Source organism: Segatella copri (assembly GCF_051861805.1).
Taxonomy (GTDB): domain Bacteria; phylum Bacteroidota; class Bacteroidia; order Bacteroidales; family Bacteroidaceae; genus Prevotella; species Prevotella copri_M.
In genome coordinates this window covers 656224-677256 of record NZ_CP146520.1, presented here as the reverse complement: position 1 = coordinate 677256, position 21033 = coordinate 656224, and the positions used below count along the sequence as shown (strand labels likewise).

Sequence of the window (21033 nt, the reverse complement as noted above, 5' to 3'; positions counted from 1 at the left end):
TCATTATATTTTCGTACTTTTGTAGGCATGAAACTGAGCATTATCATACCCGTTTATCGCACACCAGACACCTTATCCAGATGCCTGGATAGCATTCTGCGACAATCATTCACCGACTACGAGATAATTCTCGTTGACGATGGATCGCCCGACGAATGCCCCTACCTCTGCGATGAATATGCAGCAAGCAATAAAAACATCCAGGTTATACACAAGAAAAACGGAGGACTGAGCGACGCACGCAATGCAGGTATAGAGCGCGCCCAAGGCGAATACATCACCTTTATAGACAGCGATGATGCCATCCGAGAAGATACCCTGATTGTTCTCATGGAAGAGCTGGAAAAATATCCGGATATCGATATCTTGGAATATCCTATCAAGGAAAGAATAGGCAACCCCAATAGGGAAAAAATCCTATCATTCAAGCCTCAGAAATATAACGATGTACTCGACTATTGGCTAGGAGAAAGAGCTTTCGCACACACCTATGCCTGCAACAAAATATTCAAGTGCAACTTATTTCATAACATACAATTTCCGAAAGGAAAAAGCTTTGAAGACGTGTTGACAACTCCTTATCTCATGGGATTAATCCCCGTGGATAAATCTTGGAAAAGTCCTTGCATAAAGGAGATAAATGTCTGTTATACAACGGTAAAACCAACAATAAAAGTTACCGATAAGGGACTGTATCTTTATTATTGGAACAACCAGGGGATCACCGCCAAGGCTAAATATCAGGATTTACTCAACCTATATTTAGGACAGACGCAATCCATGCTCCAGCTATTCGAAAGGATGAAGGGACGAGAAGAAGAAATACTAGCCAAATATCAGTACCCACTGGAAGAGTTTATGACAAGTATTCTCAATGTATTGCTCGACCTTTACGAGGAATCGGGAAAATATGAACCAACTCCACCTCTTATCAACTGGGTGAAATGGCTAAGCCAATACCACCCCATCTCTTCATGGAAATTGAAATTATTAAATATCATAGGTTATCATAGATTATGCAAACTCAACAAACTTATACATCAGATATACAGGCACCATTAGTAAGCTTCATCGTCACAACTTACAATTTGCCAGTAGAATACATCAAAGAATGCCTCGACAGCATTCTTCAGCTCTCGCTGAGTGACAAGGAAAGAGAAATCATCCTAGTAGATGACGGAAGCGACATCTGTCAGCTCAACGAACTGTCAGAATATCTCACCCATATCATCTATCTGCGCCAACCTAACCAGGGAGTAAGCGTGGCACGCAACTATGGAATGATGATGGCTAAAGGAAGATTCATACAGTTTGTAGACGGAGATGATTATCTCATACAATCAGCTTACGAGCACTGCCTTGACATCGTGAGATATCACCAACCAGACATCGTCACCTTTAAATTTTCCAAGGATAATTCTGCTGAAGCTACATACGAACTTCCAATTCCAGTATCTGGCACAGAATACCTGTCAAACAATAATTTGCGTGGAGCTGTCTGGTCATATATTTTCAGACGAAGCATTAAAGGTACCTTGGAATTCACACCAGGTATCGTGTATGGGGAGGACGAGGAATTCACGCCACAACTGTTCTTACGTGCCGAACGCATCTTTAAAACAAATGCCGAGGCTTACTATTATCGGGTAAATACAAATTCTGTAAGTCACCAGCTTAACAAAGAAAAGATAAATCAGAGAATGGACAATAACTTAGAAGTTATTTTGCATCTGCAGAAGTTGCTTGATAAGATTCCTGTAGCCGACCGTCAGGCACTGAGCCGTCGCATAGCTCAACTGTCCATGGATTATCTCTACAACAATATTCGTCTCTATCATTCCTTAATTTCTCTCAATCAAGCTATCAAGACATTGAAGAAACATGGCTTATACCCTCTTCCTGACAAGGATTACACCAAGAAATATACCATGTTCAGAAAAGTTATAAGTACCTATGTAGGCAGAATTGCTCTCTTGTTCTTTATAAAAAAATAAATATTTTTACTATCAAGAAAAGAAGATAAGATATGAAGATACTACTCATGGGAGAATACAGTAATGTGCATGCCACGCTTGCCGAGGGACTTCGCAAGCTAGGGCATCACGTTACCGTGCTCTCCAACGGCGACTTTTGGAAGAATTATCCACGAGATATTGACCTGGTAAGAAAGCCTGGAAAACTGGGCGGAATCATGTATATGATGAAGTTATACACAAATGTGCATAAGTTGAGAGGATACGACATCGTACAACTTATCAACCCGATGTTTCTGGAGCTGAAGGCAGAACGCATCTTCCCTATTTACCAATATCTGAGAAAGCATAACAAGAAGATAATTCTGGGTGGATTCGGAATGGATTACTATTGGGTAAGCGTTTGCTGCAAAGATAAACCTTTGAGATACAGCGATTTCAATATCGGTGATGAATTACGGACCAATGCTGATGCGCTGAAAGAAAGAAAAGACTGGCTGGGAACAGAAAAAGGAAGACTCAACCAGATGATTGCCGAAGATTGCGATGGCATCATAACGGGACTTTATGAATACTGGGCATGTTATCAACATGGTTTTCCACAGAAAACAACGTTTATCCCCTTCCCTATCAAACCGAAGTTGATAACTTCTGGAAATGGCAACTCATATACCAATGCAGAAAACCATCAGGTTATCCCATTGGATATTCCCAAGAAGGTAAAGCTCTTCATCGGAATCAACAAAAGCAGAAGCGAATACAAAGGCACCGATATCATGCTGAAGGCAGCACAAGCCATAGCTAAAAAATATCCAGACAAGACGGAACTCCGGATAGCCGAAAATATTCCTTTTGCTGAATATGTAAAAATGATGAATGGAAGCGATGCTATACTCGATCAGCTCTACAGTTACACGCCATCCATGAATCCGCTGGAGGCGATGGCGAGAGGAATTATCTGCATAGGTGGCGGAGAACCGGAGAATTACGAGATTATACACGAGGATAAGCTACGCCCTATCATTAACGTGCTTCCTAACTACGAAAGTGTTTACCAGGAACTGGAACACCTCGTATTGCACCCAGAGCTTATTCCTTTGCTCAAACAGCAAAGCATAGAATACATCAGCAAGCATCACGACTACATCAAGGTGGCTGAAAGATATGAGGCATTCTATCAAAAACTGCTTATCCGATAAAGGAAAATACAACACCTTAGAAATTTAGTCTTAAGGGGAAATATATTTAGCCTTAAGGAGAAATATATTTAGCCTTAAGGGAAAATAAATTTAGCCTTAAGGGAAAATATATATGAGGATGTATCATGTACTTATGACACATCCTCATGAAATCACCTTATGAAAGCGAAAGCATCTTCTCGATAGGCTTCACAGCATCCTTGGCAATATCCTCTGCCACTTCCACTGTAGGCCAGCCGAACTTCAGGCTATTATAAATCTTCTTCAAAGAGTTCATCTTCATGTACTCGCACTCATTGCAGCTGCAGCCTACTCCACCCTCGCTTACCTCTGGTGGCACAGGATAGAAGATGACGTCAGGGCAATTGCGCTCCAACTCATGCAGGATACCAGCCTCTGTGGCGATGATATACTCCTTGATTTCCGGATGCTCCTGGGCATAATGCAGCATGGTGGCTGTAGAACCCTTCACATCGGCTACGGCAAGCACAGGAGCCTTGCACTCCAGGTGAGCCATCACAACAGCCTCAGGATGCTCCTGCTTCAACTTAACGATGGCCTCTACAGAGAATTTCTCGTGTACATGGCAGCCACCGTTCCAGAGCAGCATATTTCTGCCCGTTACGCTGTTGATATAGTTGCCGAGGTTGTAATCAGGACCAAAGATAATCTTCTCGTCCTGTGGGAAGCTGTCAATCACCTTCTTGGCATTACCGCTGGTCACTACGCAATCGGTAAGCGCCTTCACGGCAGCCGTGGTATTCACATAGCTCACCACCTTGTAACCAGGATGCTCCTCCTTATATTTCTTCAAATCCTCAGCCTTGCAGCTGTCGGCGAGCGAGCAGCCGGCATTCAGGTCAGGGCAGAGCACGGTTTTGTCAGGACTCAGGAGCTTGCAAGTCTCAGCCATGAAGTGCACACCGCACATAACCATCACCTTGGCATCGGTTTCGGCAGCCTTGCGAGCCAGTGCCAAAGAATCACCCACAAAGTCGGCAATATCCTGAATCTCACCAACCGTGTAGTAGTGGGCGAGGATAATCGCATCTTTCTCCTTGCAAAGCTTTCTGATTTCAGCCTTCAAGTCCAAGGTCTCGTCGATAGGTTCATCCACGTAACCTTTCTTTATCCAATCGTTTTTCACCATAACATTAATATTATATTTCTTTATTTCTTATTTTTTAAAAAAGAATATAAGGATGATGATATGACGTGGAAAAGTGGATAAAAAACATCGTAATTATTTGCTTTTTTCATTATCCAAGTCTTGTCTCAGGTTATCAGCATAGGGCTTGGAAATCTTTTTCTTGGCTCTTAATGCTTTAACCTTTTTATCAACATTTCCCCAATTCGCTGCAAAGTTAATAAGTTTATATCTTTTTTCAGTCAAAAACTGCGAAAAAGTTTCTAAAAACTTATTAATAACTCTGTGGATATCCATAATCGCGGGTGTTGGGGTGGGGGGATGTGGATATTCCGCAAGTTATTAAAAAGTTATTAAGAGGGTTTTCCGTACACTTATCCACGTTTTTGTGGATAATCTGAAATGATACTGCTTTTTTAAAGATAATCAGCTGATAATCAATAGGATTCCTGTAAGCATCAACTGTGAATCCATAGTGAAGAAGCAAAAAAGCAGATTTCCCGTGGCTGATAGGCCTCAGGAAATCTGCTTCTTTTATCATTGTTATCTCTTCTTTAAGATTCTATCTAGTTTTTCCACCACCATTTCTGGCGATATATTCTTCATGCAGGCAAAGTCGCCTCGCATACATGGTTTGTTGCCGTAAATGCTGCAAGGACGACAAGGCATGTCGAGCTGTACGGCATTTTCTGGGCTTTGGTGCCATCCCATAAAGCCTGCGTAAGGGTGGGTAGCACCCCAGATGCTCACCACTGGCGTGTTGACAAGCGATGCCAGATGCATATTGCCGCTATCCATGCTCAGCATAACGCGGAGATGACTCATGAGAATCAGCTCGTCTGAGATGCCATGGAGCTTGGCAGATGCATTCACCACCTGCGGGAACTTCTCAGCCCAGGCATCCATCACAGGAGTTTCATCCTGACCGCCGCCAAAAAGGAAGATGTGACTATGTGGATAATGGCTGATAAGTTGCTGGATAACTTTTTCCATCAGAGGTTGTGGATAAATTTTCCCGGCATGTGCCGCAAAAGGAGCTATACCTATCCAAGGAGCTTCTAAGTTGTTGTCATCCAGAGATATAAGATTTCCTTCTTTTGCTTGGAAAACTTCTTGTGGAAGCGTGGATAAGTCGCCTTGTCCCTCACCAAACATGCTTTGGAAATCCAGTTTTACCGGATAACCCAACTGTTCAAAAACATCGGCATAGTTTTGGAAAGATGATGGCTGCTTTACCAGTTTCTTGTTGGTGCTTGCCACGAGCATGCGTTTTCCCTTGCGATGCTTGTCAATGTGTGCCACATTGAAGTTGTCCAGGTTGAAGCGCATGCGAAGATAGCTGGAGCGGAGCACGCTGTGAAGATCGGCTATCGCCGTAAACTGCTTGGCGATGAGTCTGCGATAGAGGGCATTCAGTCCTTTTACACCTTTATACTCACCCTTGAGGTCAGCTTCCATGAATCCGACGTTAGGGGAGAGGTTTTCGAAGAAAGGACGGGCGAATGGACGGCTCAGCACGGTGATTCTCACATGAGGATATTGCTTTGCCAGGGAATATACCACGGGCACAGTCATGGCAACGTCGCCCATGGCTGAGAATCTTATTACGAGAATATGCTCTGTCTTCATACGTCAATTTCTTCTTTATATATATAATAAGGTGTATTTACTTCTGATTGTAGAGTACAGGATTGGTTGATGGATCGTTGTACATCTTCATCTGTCGATACACCTTCATGTACTTTCTTCCTGCCTCGATGTCTTCCAGGAGTTGGTCGATGGCTGTAGAGAGGTCTACCTGCTGTTCGAGCAGCACGTTGAGCTTAGCCTGGCATTTTGCCTTGTGCTCTGCTGATGCCTCAGGGCGATCCACCTGTTCCTTCATGTGATAAATCTTGAGGGCGAGGATGCTCAGGCGGTCTACTGCCCATGCCGGACTCTCGGTGTTGATGCGTGCATCATCCTGCACCTTCACGTCTTTGTAAACCTCACGGAAATAAGAGTCAATCTGCTCCACGAGGTCTGTGCGATCCTGATTACTCTTGTCGATTCGGCGTTTCAATACGAGTGCTTCGGCAGGGTCAATCTGCGGATCACGGATGATATCCTCGAAGTGCCACTGCACGGTATCAATCCAACATTTGAGGTAGAGACGATTCTCGATGGTACCCTCAGCGAAAGGATTATTGATAGGAGTATCAATGTTGTCTTTGATATGATAATCGGCTATCGCCTGATTAAATATCTTATTCGCGTTTTCTGTAAATGTCATGCTGTTTATTATGTTTGATTAAATACAGTTTATTACGTTTGATTAAATACAGTACAAAAGTAACAAAATAATCTCAAATCACCAACAAAAAAGGCAAAAAAGGCAAAAAGTATGCACAACTTAGGGGTATTTGTGCACAGAAAAGTACTTTTTTTGCTAAAATATTTGTTTATATCAAAAAAAAAGTGTTCCTTTGCACCCAGATTTTTAATTAGAAATTGATTTATAAACATTTTAAAAGTTACAATTATGTCAGAAATTGAAAGCAAAGTAAAGGCAATTATCGTTGATAAGCTCGGTGTTGATGAGGCAGAAGTTAAGCCAGAGGCAAGCTTCACAAACGACCTCGGTGCAGACTCTTTGGATACTGTAGAGTTGATTATGGAGTTCGAGAAGGAGTTCTCTATCTCTATCCCAGACGATAAGGCTGAGAAGATTGCTACTGTAGGTGACGCTATCGCTTACATCGAGGAGAACGCTAAGTAATTTAGCAACTAAAATTTTATAAATGGAATTAAAGAGAGTTGTAGTAACAGGTCTTGGTGCTGTAACTCCAGTAGGTAATACTCCTGAGGAAACTTGGGAGAACCTCCTCGCTGGAAAGAGTGGTGCTGCGCCTATTACTCATTTCGATACAACTAATTTCAAGACAAAGTTCGCTTGCGAGGTGAAAGACCTGAACATCAATGAATGGATTGACCGTAAGGAGGCTCGCAAGCTCGACCGTTATACCCAGTTGGCTATGATTGCCGCTATGCAGGGTGTAAAGGATGCGAACATTGATCTTGAAACAGAAGATTTGAACAACGTTGGTGTTGTATTCGGTGTTGGTATCGGTGGTATCAAGACATTCGAGGATGAAGTGTCGTATTTCGCTACTCACGAGGAGAATGGTCCTAAGTTCAATCCATTCTTCATCCCTAAGATGATTGCTGATATCGCATCTGGTCAGATTTCAATCCATTTCGGATTCCACGGACCAAACTATACCACAACATCTGCCTGCGCATCTTCTAGCAATGCATTGGCTGATGCCTTCAACCTGATTCGCTTGGGTAAGGCAAACATCATTGTTAGCGGTGGTGCCGAGGCTGCTATCTGCGCTTGTGGCGTAGGTGGTTTCAATGCCATGCATGCGTTGTCAACACGTAATGATGATCCTGAGCATGCTTCACGTCCATTCAGCGCTAGCCGCGATGGATTTATCATGGGCGAGGGTGCTGGCTGCTTGATTCTTGAGGAGCTGGAGCACGCTAAGGCTCGTGGTGCGAAGATTTATGCTGAGATGGTAGGTGAGGGCGAGAGTGCCGACGCTTATCATATCACAGCTTCTCATCCAGAAGGTCTCGGTGCCAAGCTCGTAATGGAGCGCGCACTTGCTGATGCCAATCTGAAGCCAGAGGACATTGACTACATCAATGTTCACGGTACATCTACTCACGTGGGTGATATCTCTGAGGCTAAGGCTATCAAGGCAGTCTTCGGTGATGCAGCTTACAAGCTCAACATCAGTTCTACCAAGTCAATGACTGGTCACCTCCTCGGTGCTGCTGGTGCAGTAGAGGCTATGGCCTGTGTTCTTAGTGTGAAGAACGACATCGTTCCTCCTACTATCAACCACGAAGAGGGTGACAACGATCCAGAGCTCGATTACAACCTGAACTTCACATTCAACAAAGCTCAGAAGCGTGAGGTTCGTGCAGCATTGAGCAATACTTTCGGATTCGGTGGTCACAACTGCTGTGTAGTATTCAAGAAGTATGCTGAATAATTTTATAGATAGAATAAAGCTCTCTTTCCGCAAGGATAAAGAGCTTTATTTTTCTTTGTACGAAATCCTAGGTTTTTATCCCCACGACATCAGTTATTACAAGATGGCGCTGATGCACAAGAGCATCATGCACCGCAACGCCAAGGGCAAGCCCGTAAACAACGAGCGCCTGGAGTTCTTGGGTGATGCTGTTCTGGATGCCGTGGTGGGCGACATCGTGTACCAGCACTTCCCTGGCAAGCGTGAGGGATTCCTGACCAATACCCGAAGCAAGCTAGTGCAGCGCGACACGCTCAACAAGTTGGCCCAGGAGATGGGCATCAACCAACTCGTATTATCCAATGGTCACAGTTCTTCTCATAACAGTTACATGGGAGGAAATGCTTTCGAGGCGTTGGTTGGAGCTATCTATCTGGACCGCGGTTACGATGCCTGCATGCAATTCATGCAGAAGCGCATCCTGGCAAAAATGATAAACATCGACAAGGTGGCTTACAAGGAGGTTAACTTCAAGAGCAAACTCATCGAATGGAGCCAGAAGAACCGTGTGAAGTTGGACTTCGTGATGCTGGGACAGGAGAAGGATAAGAACGGCAGCCCTGTGTTCACCTATCAGGTGGTGATGGAAGGTGTGAAGGGTGGAGAAGGCAAGGGTTACTCCAAGAAGGAGAGCCAGCAGCTTGCATCTAAGCTCACCCTGGAGCGCTTGCGCAAGGAACCGCAGTATATTGAATCTGTGTTTACTGCCAAGGCCAACCGTACGAAGATGGAAGAGGAACCTGTGGAAGGTGTGCCTTCTACCGAGGTGAAGGAAGATTTCATCATCTCGCAGGAGGCAGAGAAGCAGGAGCCTGAAGTGAAGCACGTGAATGTTTTCAAGGAAGAGGTTTATTCCGAAAAGTCTTCTGCCGTTACAGAGAAGGCCGAGGAGATTGCTATCTCTGAAGAGCAGGTTGCTGTTCAGCAAACAGCCGGTGGAAACGACGAGTTTGACTTGAGCGACATCACGGCAGAGCCAAAGGAGATGACCCGAGAGGACATCATCGCTGCTGCCGAGGCAGCTGCTTTTGCAGAAGAGAGAGAATAGTTTTTATATCTCATAAGATATAACTAAGCTACATTAAAGAGAAATACTCCCATGAGAAGGCATCATTGATGCGGCTCATGGGAGTATTTTTTCTTATTTGTATTAAAAAACAGTAAAAACTTTCTCTATATCAAAAGATTGAATTACTTTTGCATCTACTTTAAAGGTATATATATCTAGATATGAGTTTAACAACGATAGTAAGTAATGTTTTCAAGCCTCGCCAGAAGAGCTTGGAGAAGTATGTACATGATGCAGAGACATTGCAGCATGATGTACTGATGCGCCTTTTGGCATCGGGAAAAAACACCGAGTATGGTGTGAAGCATTTACTCAATACAACAAACAGTTACGAGAAGTTTGCCCAGAATGTGCCGGTCAACACCTACGAGGAATTGAAGGGGGATATCGACCGTATGCGACATGGCGAAAAGGATATCCTTTGGCCGGGACAGGTGAAGTGGTTTGCTAAATCTTCGGGTACCACCAACGACAAGAGTAAGTTTATTCCTGTTTCGCAGGATGGATTGCAGAACATCCATTACAAAGGTGGCTTTGATGCCGTGGCATATTATCTGCGCAATAATCCTAAGAGCAAGATTTTCGATGGCAAGAGCCTGATTCTCGGCGGTAGCCATTCGCCTAACTATAATGTGTCGGGCAGTCTGGTGGGCGACTTGAGTGCCATCCTCATCGAGAATATCAATCCGCTTGCTAACATGGTGCGCGTGCCAAAGAAGGAGACGGCTCTGCTCAGCGACTTCGAGGTGAAGCGCGACCGCATTGCCCATGAAACCCTGAACAAGAACGTGACCAATATCTCGGGTGTTCCTAGCTGGATGCTCAGTGTGTTGGTGCGTGTGATGGAGCTTTCCGGCAAGAAGCATCTGGAGGAAGTGTGGCCAAACCTGGAGGTGTTCTTCCATGGCGGCATCGCCTTTACGCCTTACCGCAAGCAGTATGAGCAACTCATCACTTCTCCTAACATGCACTACATGGAGACCTACAATGCCAGCGAGGGCTTCTTCGGCTTGCAGGACGACCCTACAGACCCTGCCATGTCGCTCATGATAGATTACGACGTGTTCTACGAGTTCATCCCGATGGATGAGTTTGGCTGCGATAACCCTACCGTTGTTCCGCTCTGGGGTGTAGAAGTGGGCAAGAACTATGCCATGGTCATCACCACATCCTGCGGCTTGTGGCGCTATATGATAGGCGATACGGTGCAGTTTACCAGCGTGAACCCATATAAGTTTGTCATCACGGGCCGTACCAAGTACTTTATCAATGCCTTTGGTGAAGAACTGATCATGGATAATGCCGAAAAGGGATTGGCCTATGCTTGCGAGAAGACGGGAGCTCAGGTGGCTGAATATACCGCCGCTCCGGTTTATATGGACAGCAATGCCAAGTGCCGCCACCAGTGGCTCATCGAGTTCTCTCAGGAACCAGCCAGCCTGGATGAGTTCGCCCGGTTGCTCGACCAGAAGTTGCAGGAAATCAACAGCGATTACGAGGCGAAGCGATTCCACGACGTCACCCTGCAGCATCTGGAGATAGTCAAGGCTAAGCCGGGACTCTTCAACGAGTGGCTCAAGAGCAAGGGCAAGCTGGGTGGCCAGCACAAGATTCCTCGCCTGAGCAACAGTCGCAAGAACATAGATGAGATGCTCATCATGAACCAGTAATACCTTTCTCTTCTTTCTGGCAGCAGATAGGAGAGGGGGGATACCTTAGAAATACAGATAATAATGATGAATAAGAACGCTATAAAGAACCTGTTGGTGCATCGGATGAAGGCAAACTCCCTGTTTTTGCCCTTCTATCTGCTGGTCCTCCTGCTGTTGGCTTCCTGTGCCAAGATGGGACAGCCCGATGGCGGATGGTTTGACGAGACTCCTCCCAAGGTGGTAGGAGCCACGCCGGGCGATGGTGCCACGAAAGTGAATCAGAAGAAAATCAATATCTACTTCGATGAGTTCATCAAGCTGGATAATCCTTCTGAGAAGGTGGTGGTGTCGCCTCCGCAGCTGGAAGTGCCTGAAATCAAGGGAGGCGGAAAGCGAATCTCCATTTCGCTCGTCGATTCCCTCAAGCCCAACACCACCTACACCATCGACTTCTCGGATGCCATCAGCGATAACAACGAGGGCAATCCGATGGGAAACTATACCTACAGTTTCTCCACGGGCGAGGTGATTGATACCATGGAGGTGTCGGGATGTGTGCTCGAAGCCGAGAATCTGGAGCCTATCAAGGGCATCCTGGTAGGTTTGTATGCCGACCATGCCGACTCTGCCTTCCGTACTAAGCCGATGCTTCGTGTGAGTCGCACCGATAGCCGTGGCCGCTTCGTCATCAAGGGTGTGGCACCGGGTTCTTATTGCATCTATGCCCTGCAGGATATGGATGGCAACTACATGTTCAATCAGAAGAGCGAGAAGATTGCTTTCTCACACGACATTATCGTGCCATCCAGCAAACCGGATGTAAGGCAGGATACCACCTGGATAGATTCACTCCACATCAAGTCGATTGACCCTGTGAAATATACCCACTTCCTGCCAGACAACATCGTGCTGAAGGCTTTCACAGAGCCGCTTACAGACAGATATTTCCTGAAGGCAGAGCGGCAGAAAGCTAACTGTTTCTCGTTGTTCTTCAGTTATGGAGATTCCATCCTGCCACAGATCAAGGGACTTAACTTCGATGCCCAGGATGCTTTCTTGATAGAAGCATCCGAGAAGAAGGATACGATAACCTATTGGCTCAAGGATACGGCATTGGTGAACCAGGACACTCTGCTCATGGACATCACCTATCGCATGACTGACAGTACGGGAGTGCTGGTCAACAAAACCGATTCCACCCAGGAAATCCTCTCCAAGGAACCATACGCCAAGCGAATGAAGGCTCTGGAGAAGGAACTGGCTGCCTGGACCAAGAAGCAGGAGAAAAAGAAGAAGAAGGGCGAACCATACGATTCGGTGATGCAGGTAAAGCCGCTCGATGTGCAACTGAGCGTGTCATCGCAGCTGGACCCCGACAGGAACATCTTCTTCACCTTCCCAACTCCTCTGGCAAAGGCAGATACTGCCGCCATCCATCTTTATGCCAAGCATGATACCCTCTGGTATCGGGCACCGATGGAATTTCTGCCGGCAGGAAACAGAAGATATGAACTGCGGGGCGAGTGGCGCCCGGATATAGAATACAGTCTGGAGGTGGATTCTGCTGCCTTTGAGGATATCTATGGATTGGCTTCCAAGCCAGTCAAGCAGGGATTCAAGGTCAACTCGCTGGATACCTACGGCACCCTGCTGGTCAACATCACTTCGCTCCACGACCAGCCACTCCTGGTGCAACTTCTTGATTCCCAGGATAAGATGGTGAAGCAGGTGAAGGCGGTGAATGGCGTGGCGGAGTTCTATTATCTGAAACCGCAGAAGTATTACATGCGTCTCATCGTAGATAGAAATGACAATGGCGTGTGGGATACGGGCGATTACGATAAGGACCAGCAAGCCGAAGAGGTGTATTACTATCCGGAAGAGATAGAATGCAAGGCTAAGTGGGACCTTACCGAAAGCTGGGATCCTACGGCTCGTGAACTCTCCCGACAGAAGCCGGGAGCCATCACCAAGCAGAAGCCAGACAAAGAGAAGAAAGTTAAAAACCAGAATGCACAGCGTGCCGCCAAACTCGGCATCCAGTACATTCCTAAAATGTAAGAGGATATGAAGTTACTAAAGTCTGTTATAGTAGCCATGTTGCTACTTTTGGTCAATACCTCTGTATCGGCCCAGTGTACTTTCCGTAATACGGCTTTTAAGTCGGGAGAATTCCTGACTTACAATCTCTATTACAACTGGAAGTTTGTATGGGTAAAGGCGGGCACAGCCAGCATGTCGGTGGTACAGACCACCCACAAGGGCAAGCCAGCCTATCGCGGTTCGCTTGTAACCCGTGGTAATAAGAAGGTGGACGATTTCTTCGTTCTCCGCGATACCCTGCTCTGCTATACAGGCACCGATATGGCTCCTATGTATTTCCGCAAGGGTGCCCGCGAAGGCAAGCGATATACGGTGGATGAGGTTTTCTACAACTATGCGGGCGGCAAGTGCAATGTAAATTTGCATTATCAGAACAAGCACGGCGAGCATAAGTACAAGAAGGCTTCTTACGACGACTGCGTATTCGACATGATGAACATCTTCCTGCGTGCCCGCAGCTTCGATCCAGCCAACTGGAAGAAGGGACACAGCGTAAGATTCCCTATCTGTGATGGTAACGGACGCACTCCTGCGCAGTTGAAGTTTGGCGGCAAGGTAACCGTGAAGGCGGATAATGGCATCAAGTATCGCTGCCTGCGCCTGGAATATATGGAACTGAAGGACGAGAAATGGAAGAAGATAGTTGATTTCTACATCACCGATGATGAGAACCATGTGCCAGTACGTCTCGACATGTTCCTGAAGTTCGGTAGTGCCAAGGCATTCCTGGTGGGTGCCAAGGGAACCCGCAATCCGTTCAGTTCTATCGTGAAGTAAAAATCTCGAAGGTAAATGAAAAGAAATCAGATTTATACAGGTATCATCGTCTTCGTTTGCTGCGTTCTCGTGGCAATAGGAGTTACCTTGCGTCTTCTCAAACATGCGGATAAGCTTCCTGTCAAGGTGCCCGTGCTGGTGAACAGGCAGAAGCCGCAGGTGGCTGATACGTTGAAGAAGAAGCCTGTAGCAAAGCCTGATTTCAGAATATCAGGTACCTTGAAAGATACCGAGGGAAGGGGAGTGGCTGGAGTCATCGTGAGCGATGGATTCAACTGCGTAAAGACCGATTCCCACGGACGATATAAGATGAAGCGAGACAGTTTGGCTCGCTTCATCTATTATTCCGTGCCTGCCGATTGCGAGGTACCTACCCATTCGGCAACCGACCACACGGCTTATTTCTACCAGACTGTATCCAAGAAGAAGAAAATCTATAATTTTACGCTGCGCAGATTGCCTGGCGGCAAGGAGACGAGTTATAAGATGATAGTCATTGGCGATCCTCAGGTTACCAATGCCTACAGCCCTTATTATACTTCTCCGAATGATAATCCCATCAAGAAGAGCGATGTAGAAAGATTCACCACCCAAACCATGGCAGATATCAAACAGACCATCCAGAGTCTTCCTGCCGGAACTCCCGTATATGGATTGAGCATGGGTGATGATGTGCAGTATTATGGCGGCTACAACGCCAAGCTGGAGCGTCAGATACGCCAGGCATTGGGGTCTTCTGAGATGCGCCTCTTCTCCGTTATCGGCAATCACGACCAGGATGGCAAGGCACTCTACCGCCGCAAATGGGAAGAGAATTTCGGTCCTACCGATTTTTCCTTCAATCGTGGTGATGTGCATTACGTCTGTATCAACAACTGCTTTTTCCATCGTGGAATGGCCTATTATTCGCCGGGCGAACTGCGTGAACGCCAGGTGAAATGGCTGAAGCAGGATTTGGCCCTCACGCCAAAGGATATGAAGGTTGTACTCTGCTATCATATCCCGTTTACCTTCGGCAATGCGCCTTTCAGCAAGGCGAAGCCGCTGAGCAATGCCAATGAGCAGGGGCATTATTCCTCTTCCCGTCTCTCGCTGCTGTTATCTCTTTTGAAGCCATTCAAGGGAGGATATGAACTCTTCTGCGGCCATACTCATTTTGCCTGCAACCACGAGATCAATTATCAGGGCGAGGATGTGATGGAGCATTGTCATGCTGCTGCCTGTGGCAATATCTGGCAGTCGAACATCAACATCTGCGGCACCCCGAATGGATATTATGTCTATAGTTTTGTGGGAACCAGCATCAGCAACTGCTATTACAAGGGAACCTTCTGGGATAAGAGCAAGCAGATGACCATCTTCCGTGCCCAGACAGATTTCAACGGCGAGAAATATGCCAAAGACTGGCAGTTGGCAAACAACAGAAATATCCTGGTAGCCAATGTCTTCAATGCCACCAGCCACTGGCGTGTGGTAGCCGTAGAGGATGGCAAGGAATATCTGATGCGCCGCATCAGCAGCAAAGGGCAGGATGCCTTTGCAGCCGGCTATCATCATAAGTATAGCGAGAGTGTATCCTATCGGTTCGTGAGCAAGGGGAATGGTTATCTCATCATGAACCACCTTTATTATTATACTCCTAGGAATCCGAATGCCAGAATCATCATCAAAGCATCCGATCCATACGGAAATACCTATACGGCATCGAGCGACGAGGCGATAACCGAGCCTTTCGCCAACTATGCCCACTATTACGAAAAAGAGTATAAGGAGTATAAGAGTAAGAAAGATAAGATGTTGCGGGATTCTATATCTGGCAGACAGAAAGATTCACTTGCTGCAAAGAAGAAAGATTCTGTAGCAGCACAAAAATAAAAGGCTTGGGAGTTATTGCAACTTCCAAGCCTTTTCTCATTTTATATCATACATTTTTTACTTGTTCAGTTTCCATGTTACACCATCCTTGGTGTCCTTTACCTCGAAGCCGGCTTCAGCCAGGGCATCGCGAATCTGGTCGCTGGTAGCCCAGTCCTTGGCAGCCTTTGCCTTGGCACGGAGGTCGAGAACCATATCTACTACCTTGCCGTAAGCCTCTTCGCGGGCATCATTGTTGGCTCCCTTCTCGCTCTTCAAGCCGAGGAGGTCGAAGGTGAAGAGCTGCATGGTATCTGAAAGTTCCTTCAGGTCTTCGGCAGAGATGTTTGCCTTGTGGTCGAGGGCTGTGTTGATTACGTGGCAAGCCTCGAAGAGATAGCTGATGACAAGCTGAGTCTGGAAGTCATCGTTCATCGCATCGTAGCAGCGCTGGCGCAACTCGCTTACAAACTTCTTCACCTGCTCATCGCTCTGCTTAGCCACAGGCACACGCTCCAAGTCGTTCAAACCGTTCATCAGGCGCTCCAATCCCTTCTGGCTAGCCTTCAAGGCATCATTAGAGAAATCTACTGTGCTGCGGTAGTGAGCCGAGAGGATGAAGAAACGGATGGTCATTGGCGAATAAGCCTGCTCCAAACTGTCGTGATTGCCAGTAAAGAACTGCTCCAAAGTGATGAAGTTGCCAAGACTCTTACCCATCTTCTGACCGTTGATGGTAATCATATTGTTGTGCATCCAGTAATGAACCATCTGGTCGCCCTGAGAAGCCACAGCCTGCGCAATCTCGCACTCATGGTGAGGGAAAATCAAATCCATGCCACCACCGTGAATATCAAAGTGGCTACCCAAGTACTTTCTGCCCATCGCAGTACACTCGCAGTGCCATCCTGGGAATCCATCGCTCCAAGGACTAGGCCAGCGCATGATATGCTCAGGTGAAGCCTTCTTCCAGAGAGCAAAGTCAGCCTGGTTCTTCTTTTCGCCGATACCAGCCAGTTCGCGGCTCTCGTTGATCACGTTCTCCAGGTTACGTCCGGAGAGAATACCGTACTTATGATCCTTGTTATACTTCTCGATGTCGAAGTAGATAGAGCCATTGCTCTCGTAGGCATAGCCATTGTCTAGGATTTCCTGAACCAGTTTCTCCTGTTCGATGATATGGCCTGTGGCATGAGGCTCAATGCTAGGAGGGAGCACGTTCAGCGCCTCCATGGCATCGTGGTAGCGGTTGGTGTAGTACTGCGCAATCTCCATTGGCTCCAACTGCTCCAGGCGAGCCTTCTTCTCAATCTTGTCGTCGCCCTCATCAGCATCGTGCTCCAGGTGGCCCACGTCGGTAATGTTTCTAACGTAGCGAACCTTATAGCCCAGATGCTTGAGATAGCGGAAGAGTATATCGAATGTGATGGCTGGTCGTGCATGACCGAGATGCGGATCGCCATACACGGTAGGGCCACAAACATACATGCCCACGTTAGGAGCGTGGAGCGGAGTGAATCTCTCTTTCGTACGAGTGAGAGTGTTATAGATCAATAATTTCTGTTCCATTTTGTATGAACCTTATTTTTATATTATTTATATTTTGAGTGCAAAGTTAACTCATTTTTCTGATATATCCGACAAATCATTCGCAAAATGTTATTAAATACCTCGAAAATATCAATGGAACAGATCTTCCATGGTCAATTCTCTCTGCATGATGCTGCTATATTTGGCTGCAAATATACAAAAAATACCACTTAAAGCCAAACGAATGGGTAAGAAAGTGGCTCTAAGTAGTAATTTTAACATACTTACAGCCAAAAAGGTATTGCAAGAGTACAACTTTTTTCGAAAGCTTGCGCCGTCTCTTTCTAACAACAAAGATACGGCGAATAGTTGAGAGTAACAAACTTTCGACTATCTTTTTGCATAAAGTAAGCAGTTTCTGTATATCTATTCACTATTCGTAAGTTTTTTGCCTTGTATTTGCATAAAATTATCAAATTATTAGCGTATATCGAAAATAATGTGTAACTTTGCAGCTGCAAACAGTTATCAATTATTTAGCATGCGGCTATCAGTTCCGCTAATGAGTATTAAAAGTAAGTTAGAAAATGGCATATACAAGATTGAGTGCTGCCGAAGCGGCAGCGATGATTAACGATCAAGATACAATCGGATTGAGTGGTTTCACACCAAACGGCGTGCCTAAGGCAACCTTCCGCAAACTCTCCAAGAGAGCCGTGGCTGAGCACGAGGCGGGCAGACCTTTCCAGGTAGGCATCCTCACGGGTGCTTCTACCTCGCAGAGTATCGAAGGTGACATGGCAGCAGCCCATGCCATCAAGTTCCGTGCGCCATTTTCTACCAACAAGGATTTCCGCACCCATACTAATCTCGGTGAAATCGACTACGAGGATATGCATCTCGGCCACATGGCTGAGCGCCTGCGCCGCGGTTTCTATGGCGAAATAGACCTTGCCATCATCGAAGTATCTGATTTGGAGGAAGGCGAAACCACCTGCAAGGCATTCCTTACCTCTGCCGGCGGCATCGTTCCTACCATCGTCCGCCTTGCCAAGAAGGTGCTCATCGAGAAAAATACCTTCCACAGTCCTGCTTCCCGCTATCTGCACGATGTTTATGAGATAGCAGAATGCCCGTTCCGCACACCTATTCCAATTTTGAATGTGGGCGATAGAATAGGCAAGGAGTATGTGGAGATTGATGCACATAAGATTGTGGGTGTGGTGGAATGCAACATCCCGGAGGAGGCGCGTGCCTTCAAGCCTCTCGACCCTGTGACCGAACAGATGGGACATAATGTGGCCGATTTCCTGGTCAGCGACCTGAAGAAGGGGCATATTCCCCCTCAGTTCCTGCCTTTGCAGAGCGGAGTGGGCGTAACTTCCAATGCCGTTCTTGAAGCTTTGGGACAGAATCCTAACGTGCCTGTGTTCAGCGTCTATACCGAGGTGGTTCAGGATGCCGTGGTGAAATACATGCGCGAGGGAAGAATCAAGGATGCATCCTGCTCTTCGCTCACCGTAACCAACGATACATTGAAAGAGGTGTATGATGATATTGATTACTTCAAGAAGCATCTCACCATCCGCCAGAGCGAGATTTCGAACTCTCCAGAGGTGATTCGCCGACTAGGTGTCATCGCCATGAACACCGCCATCGAGTGCGATATCTATGGCAATGAGAACTCCAGCCACATCTGCGGCAGCAAGCTGATGAATGGTATCGGCGGTTCGTGCGATTACGAGCGCAATGGCTACATCTCTATCTTCACCACGCAGAGTACCACCAAGAACGGTTGCATCTCTGCCATCGTTCCGATGTGCAGTCACGTGGACAGCACCGAGCACGATGTGGATGTTATCGTTACCGAACAGGGAGTAGCCGATCTTCGTGGCAAGGGTCCTTTGCGCCGTGCCAAGGAGATTATCGAAAACTGTGCGCATCCGGATTATCGCCCTATGCTCCGTGAGTATCTGAAGTTTGCCGAGAAGGGACACGAGCCACAGAGCATGCGTGCCGCCCTCGCCATGCACGATACCTTCCTGAAGAAGGGTGATATGAGATTGACTGATTTCGGAGAATATCTGAAATAAAGGCTTTAAAAATTTGCTTATATCCAAGTAAAATAGTATTTTTGCCGTGTTGAAAGTTATGTTCATAAGCTTTGAACTTAAGTTCAGAGCCTTTGAACTTATATTCAAAGCCTTTGAACATAGGTTCAAAGCTTATGAACGAAGTTTTCTTCTAGGCTTAGAAACAATTATCTATCGTAATAACATCAATTACTACTAGGAGAGGAAACAATATGGCAAAGTACAAGTGCGGAATTAAATATATATATATATAATCATGGATACTTGTTTAGATCTTATAGCTCTTCAATATACCTGCATGATTGTGATGGGCATGCTTATGTTTTTTGTGTTTGTTTCGCGCTGCTATATAACTTGCCGTAACATGCAGTTTGAGCAGTCGCGTTGGATGATTATTGTGGCATTACTATTGTTTGTCGTACACTACGTGTGTCAGATGCGGTTTGGTTGGCGACAACGGGGAGACGATGTGGGCGTTCTGTTCAATCTGCTGTTTTATTCGCCTTCGGCTATATTGTTGTCGTGGTCGCAGCTCAATATTCTGCGCGCTGGGCATGGACGTTGGAGTTTTATGCGCTATGGTGTTGCAGGGTATGCTCTTATGGTGTTGTGCATAGTAGCGGGTGTTATCTCAAATGGCAGTCTGCATATTGGTACTATGCTTTATGTTGCTGATGCTATTTTTTTCTTTACTTTGTTTTATTATATATGGGCATCGTTTAAGGTTCTTGGTTATGTTCAACATCGGCTCGATAGTGAACTTGGTAATCCTGTAGATGCTTACTTGAGCACTATGCGCATTGGGCTTTTTATGGTGTGTGCTTTTGCTATAATTTCGCCTCTATATATATTGTCGCGGCCGTTACTCTTTGTCTTTGGACCTTTGGGACTGATTTCGCTTTCGCTGTTTATTGTTAGTTTTACGGCACTTGGATTCAGTATGTCCGAGGGGGTAACAGAGATTGTTGCCGAGACTAACGAGGAGATGGCTGCTGCTAAAGTCTTTAGTGAGATAGTGCCTGAGCGTGTTGCCGAAATAGATATGGCAGTAAGCAAATGGCGAAGCGAGGGTGGTTTTAGGGATAGCGACTTGACGTTATCCTCGTTTGCTCGTCGCATAAAGGTTAATCGTGCCGATGTAGTCTCGTATCTAACTTCCATATATGGTAAGAGTTTCCGTACATGGCTTTCGGGTATTCGTGTGGAGGAGGCAAAGGCACTCATTGTAGCACACCCCGAATATAGTAACGAGGTTGTTTCTATGGAGTGCGGTTTCTCATCGCGTGTGTATTTTCAGCGTCTGTTCAAGGAAAGGACAGGTTTGACTCCTGCCGAGTGGCGTCGCCAACGATAATGTGTTGGTTATGTGTATGTTTGCTACTGAGGGTAAGATGTAACTTTTGTACAAAGGTTACATAATGGGCTATGTGTAACCTTTCTTATAGTTACGTCTCTTTTCTACAAGAGTGACACATAAGTGATGTCTTTTGAGGTTTTGATGGTTGATATTTTTATATCTTTGCATAAGGAATTTCAAACATAAACTTTCAAAAA

At 46.1% G+C, this 21033-nt stretch carries 17 protein-coding genes; 12 read left to right on the top strand and 5 right to left on the bottom strand.

Going from position 1 to position 21033, the window contains the following annotated elements; genetic code table 11:
• Positions 1–27: 27 nt before the first annotated feature.
• The 3 genes from V8Z93_RS02545 to V8Z93_RS02535 are packed head-to-tail and all read left to right on the top strand — an operon-like array spanning position 28 to position 3172.
• Positions 28–1062 (top strand): glycosyltransferase family 2 protein, encoded by a 1035-nt coding sequence (locus tag V8Z93_RS02545; protein WP_439432302.1) that lies wholly within the window; start codon positions 28–30, stop codon positions 1060–1062.
• Positions 1017–1994, top strand: coding sequence for a glycosyltransferase family 2 protein (locus V8Z93_RS02540; protein ID WP_203040341.1), 978 nt, complete (start codon positions 1017–1019; stop codon positions 1992–1994). The genes V8Z93_RS02545 and V8Z93_RS02540 overlap by 46 nt, the downstream gene beginning before the upstream one ends.
• A 32-nt stretch (positions 1995–2026) precedes the next feature.
• Positions 2027–3172: a glycosyltransferase family 1 protein gene (locus V8Z93_RS02535; RefSeq protein WP_439432301.1), complete on the top strand. Its 1146-nt coding sequence runs from the start codon at positions 2027–2029 to the stop codon at positions 3170–3172.
• A gap of 157 nt (positions 3173–3329) precedes the next feature.
• Here V8Z93_RS02535 and nadA read toward each other — a convergent pair whose 3' ends face one another.
• The 4 genes from nadA to V8Z93_RS02515 all read right to left on the bottom strand — a co-directional run bounded on the left by nadA (position 3330) and on the right by V8Z93_RS02515 (position 6591).
• A complete protein-coding gene (gene nadA, locus V8Z93_RS02530) occupies positions 3330–4322 on the bottom strand; it encodes a quinolinate synthase NadA (protein ID WP_203040339.1) in 993 nt (330 codons plus the stop codon).
• Positions 4323–4593: 271 nt separating this feature from the next.
• Entirely contained in the window at positions 4594–4860 is a 267-nt protein-coding gene (locus V8Z93_RS02525; protein WP_439432300.1) for a hypothetical protein, read from the bottom strand.
• Positions 4861–4862: 2 nt separating this feature from the next.
• Complete coding sequence (locus V8Z93_RS02520) at positions 4863–5948, bottom strand: glycosyltransferase family 9 protein (RefSeq protein ID WP_439432299.1); 1086 nt, start codon at positions 5946–5948, stop codon at positions 4863–4865.
• A 37-nt stretch (positions 5949–5985) separates the two neighbouring features.
• A complete protein-coding gene (locus tag V8Z93_RS02515; protein WP_203040336.1) occupies positions 5986–6591 on the bottom strand; it encodes a DUF4254 domain-containing protein in 606 nt (201 codons plus the stop codon).
• Positions 6592–6840: 249 nt separating this feature from the next.
• On the opposite strand from V8Z93_RS02515, the gene V8Z93_RS02510 reads away from it, so the two are divergent.
• The 7 genes from V8Z93_RS02510 (at position 6841) to V8Z93_RS02480 (ending at position 15877) form a co-directional block, all read left to right on the top strand.
• Complete coding sequence (locus V8Z93_RS02510) at positions 6841–7077, top strand: acyl carrier protein (protein WP_004342032.1); 237 nt, start codon at positions 6841–6843, stop codon at positions 7075–7077.
• A gap of 22 nt (positions 7078–7099) precedes the next feature.
• Positions 7100–8362 carry a beta-ketoacyl-ACP synthase II gene (gene fabF / locus V8Z93_RS02505; RefSeq protein WP_203040335.1) on the top strand — a complete coding sequence of 421 codons (1263 nt, stop codon included), beginning with the start codon at positions 7100–7102 and terminating at the stop codon, positions 8360–8362.
• Entirely contained in the window at positions 8352–9449 is a 1098-nt protein-coding gene (rnc, locus tag V8Z93_RS02500; RefSeq protein ID WP_203051109.1) for a ribonuclease III, read from the top strand. The genes fabF and rnc overlap by 11 nt, the downstream gene beginning before the upstream one ends.
• A 182-nt stretch (positions 9450–9631) precedes the next feature.
• Positions 9632–11140, top strand: coding sequence for a GH3 auxin-responsive promoter family protein (locus V8Z93_RS02495; RefSeq protein WP_439432298.1), 1509 nt, complete (start codon positions 9632–9634; stop codon positions 11138–11140).
• A gap of 63 nt (positions 11141–11203) precedes the next feature.
• Positions 11204–13183, top strand: a complete 1980-nt coding sequence (locus V8Z93_RS02490) for an Ig-like domain-containing protein (RefSeq protein WP_439432297.1) — start codon at positions 11204–11206, stop codon at positions 13181–13183.
• Between the two features lie 6 nt (positions 13184–13189).
• A complete protein-coding gene (locus V8Z93_RS02485; RefSeq protein WP_439432296.1) occupies positions 13190–14002 on the top strand; it encodes a DUF3108 domain-containing protein in 813 nt (270 codons plus the stop codon).
• Between the two features lie 15 nt (positions 14003–14017).
• A complete protein-coding gene (locus tag V8Z93_RS02480; protein ID WP_439432295.1) occupies positions 14018–15877 on the top strand; it encodes a calcineurin-like phosphoesterase C-terminal domain-containing protein in 1860 nt (619 codons plus the stop codon).
• Positions 15878–15934: 57 nt separating this feature from the next.
• Here V8Z93_RS02480 and cysS read toward each other — a convergent pair whose 3' ends face one another.
• Entirely contained in the window at positions 15935–17425 is a 1491-nt protein-coding gene (gene cysS, locus V8Z93_RS02475) for a cysteine--tRNA ligase (protein ID WP_254952459.1), read from the bottom strand.
• Positions 17426–17973: 548 nt separating this feature from the next.
• Between cysS and V8Z93_RS02470 the strand changes: the two genes are divergently transcribed.
• Together V8Z93_RS02470 and V8Z93_RS02465 are read left to right on the top strand one after the other, a co-directional pair.
• Positions 17974–19479, top strand: a complete 1506-nt coding sequence (locus V8Z93_RS02470; protein ID WP_439432294.1) for an acetyl-CoA hydrolase/transferase C-terminal domain-containing protein — start codon at positions 17974–17976, stop codon at positions 19477–19479.
• A 256-nt stretch (positions 19480–19735) separates the two neighbouring features.
• Positions 19736–20833, top strand: a complete 1098-nt coding sequence (locus V8Z93_RS02465; protein ID WP_218412453.1) for a helix-turn-helix domain-containing protein — start codon at positions 19736–19738, stop codon at positions 20831–20833.
• Positions 20834–21033 lie beyond the last annotated feature (200 nt).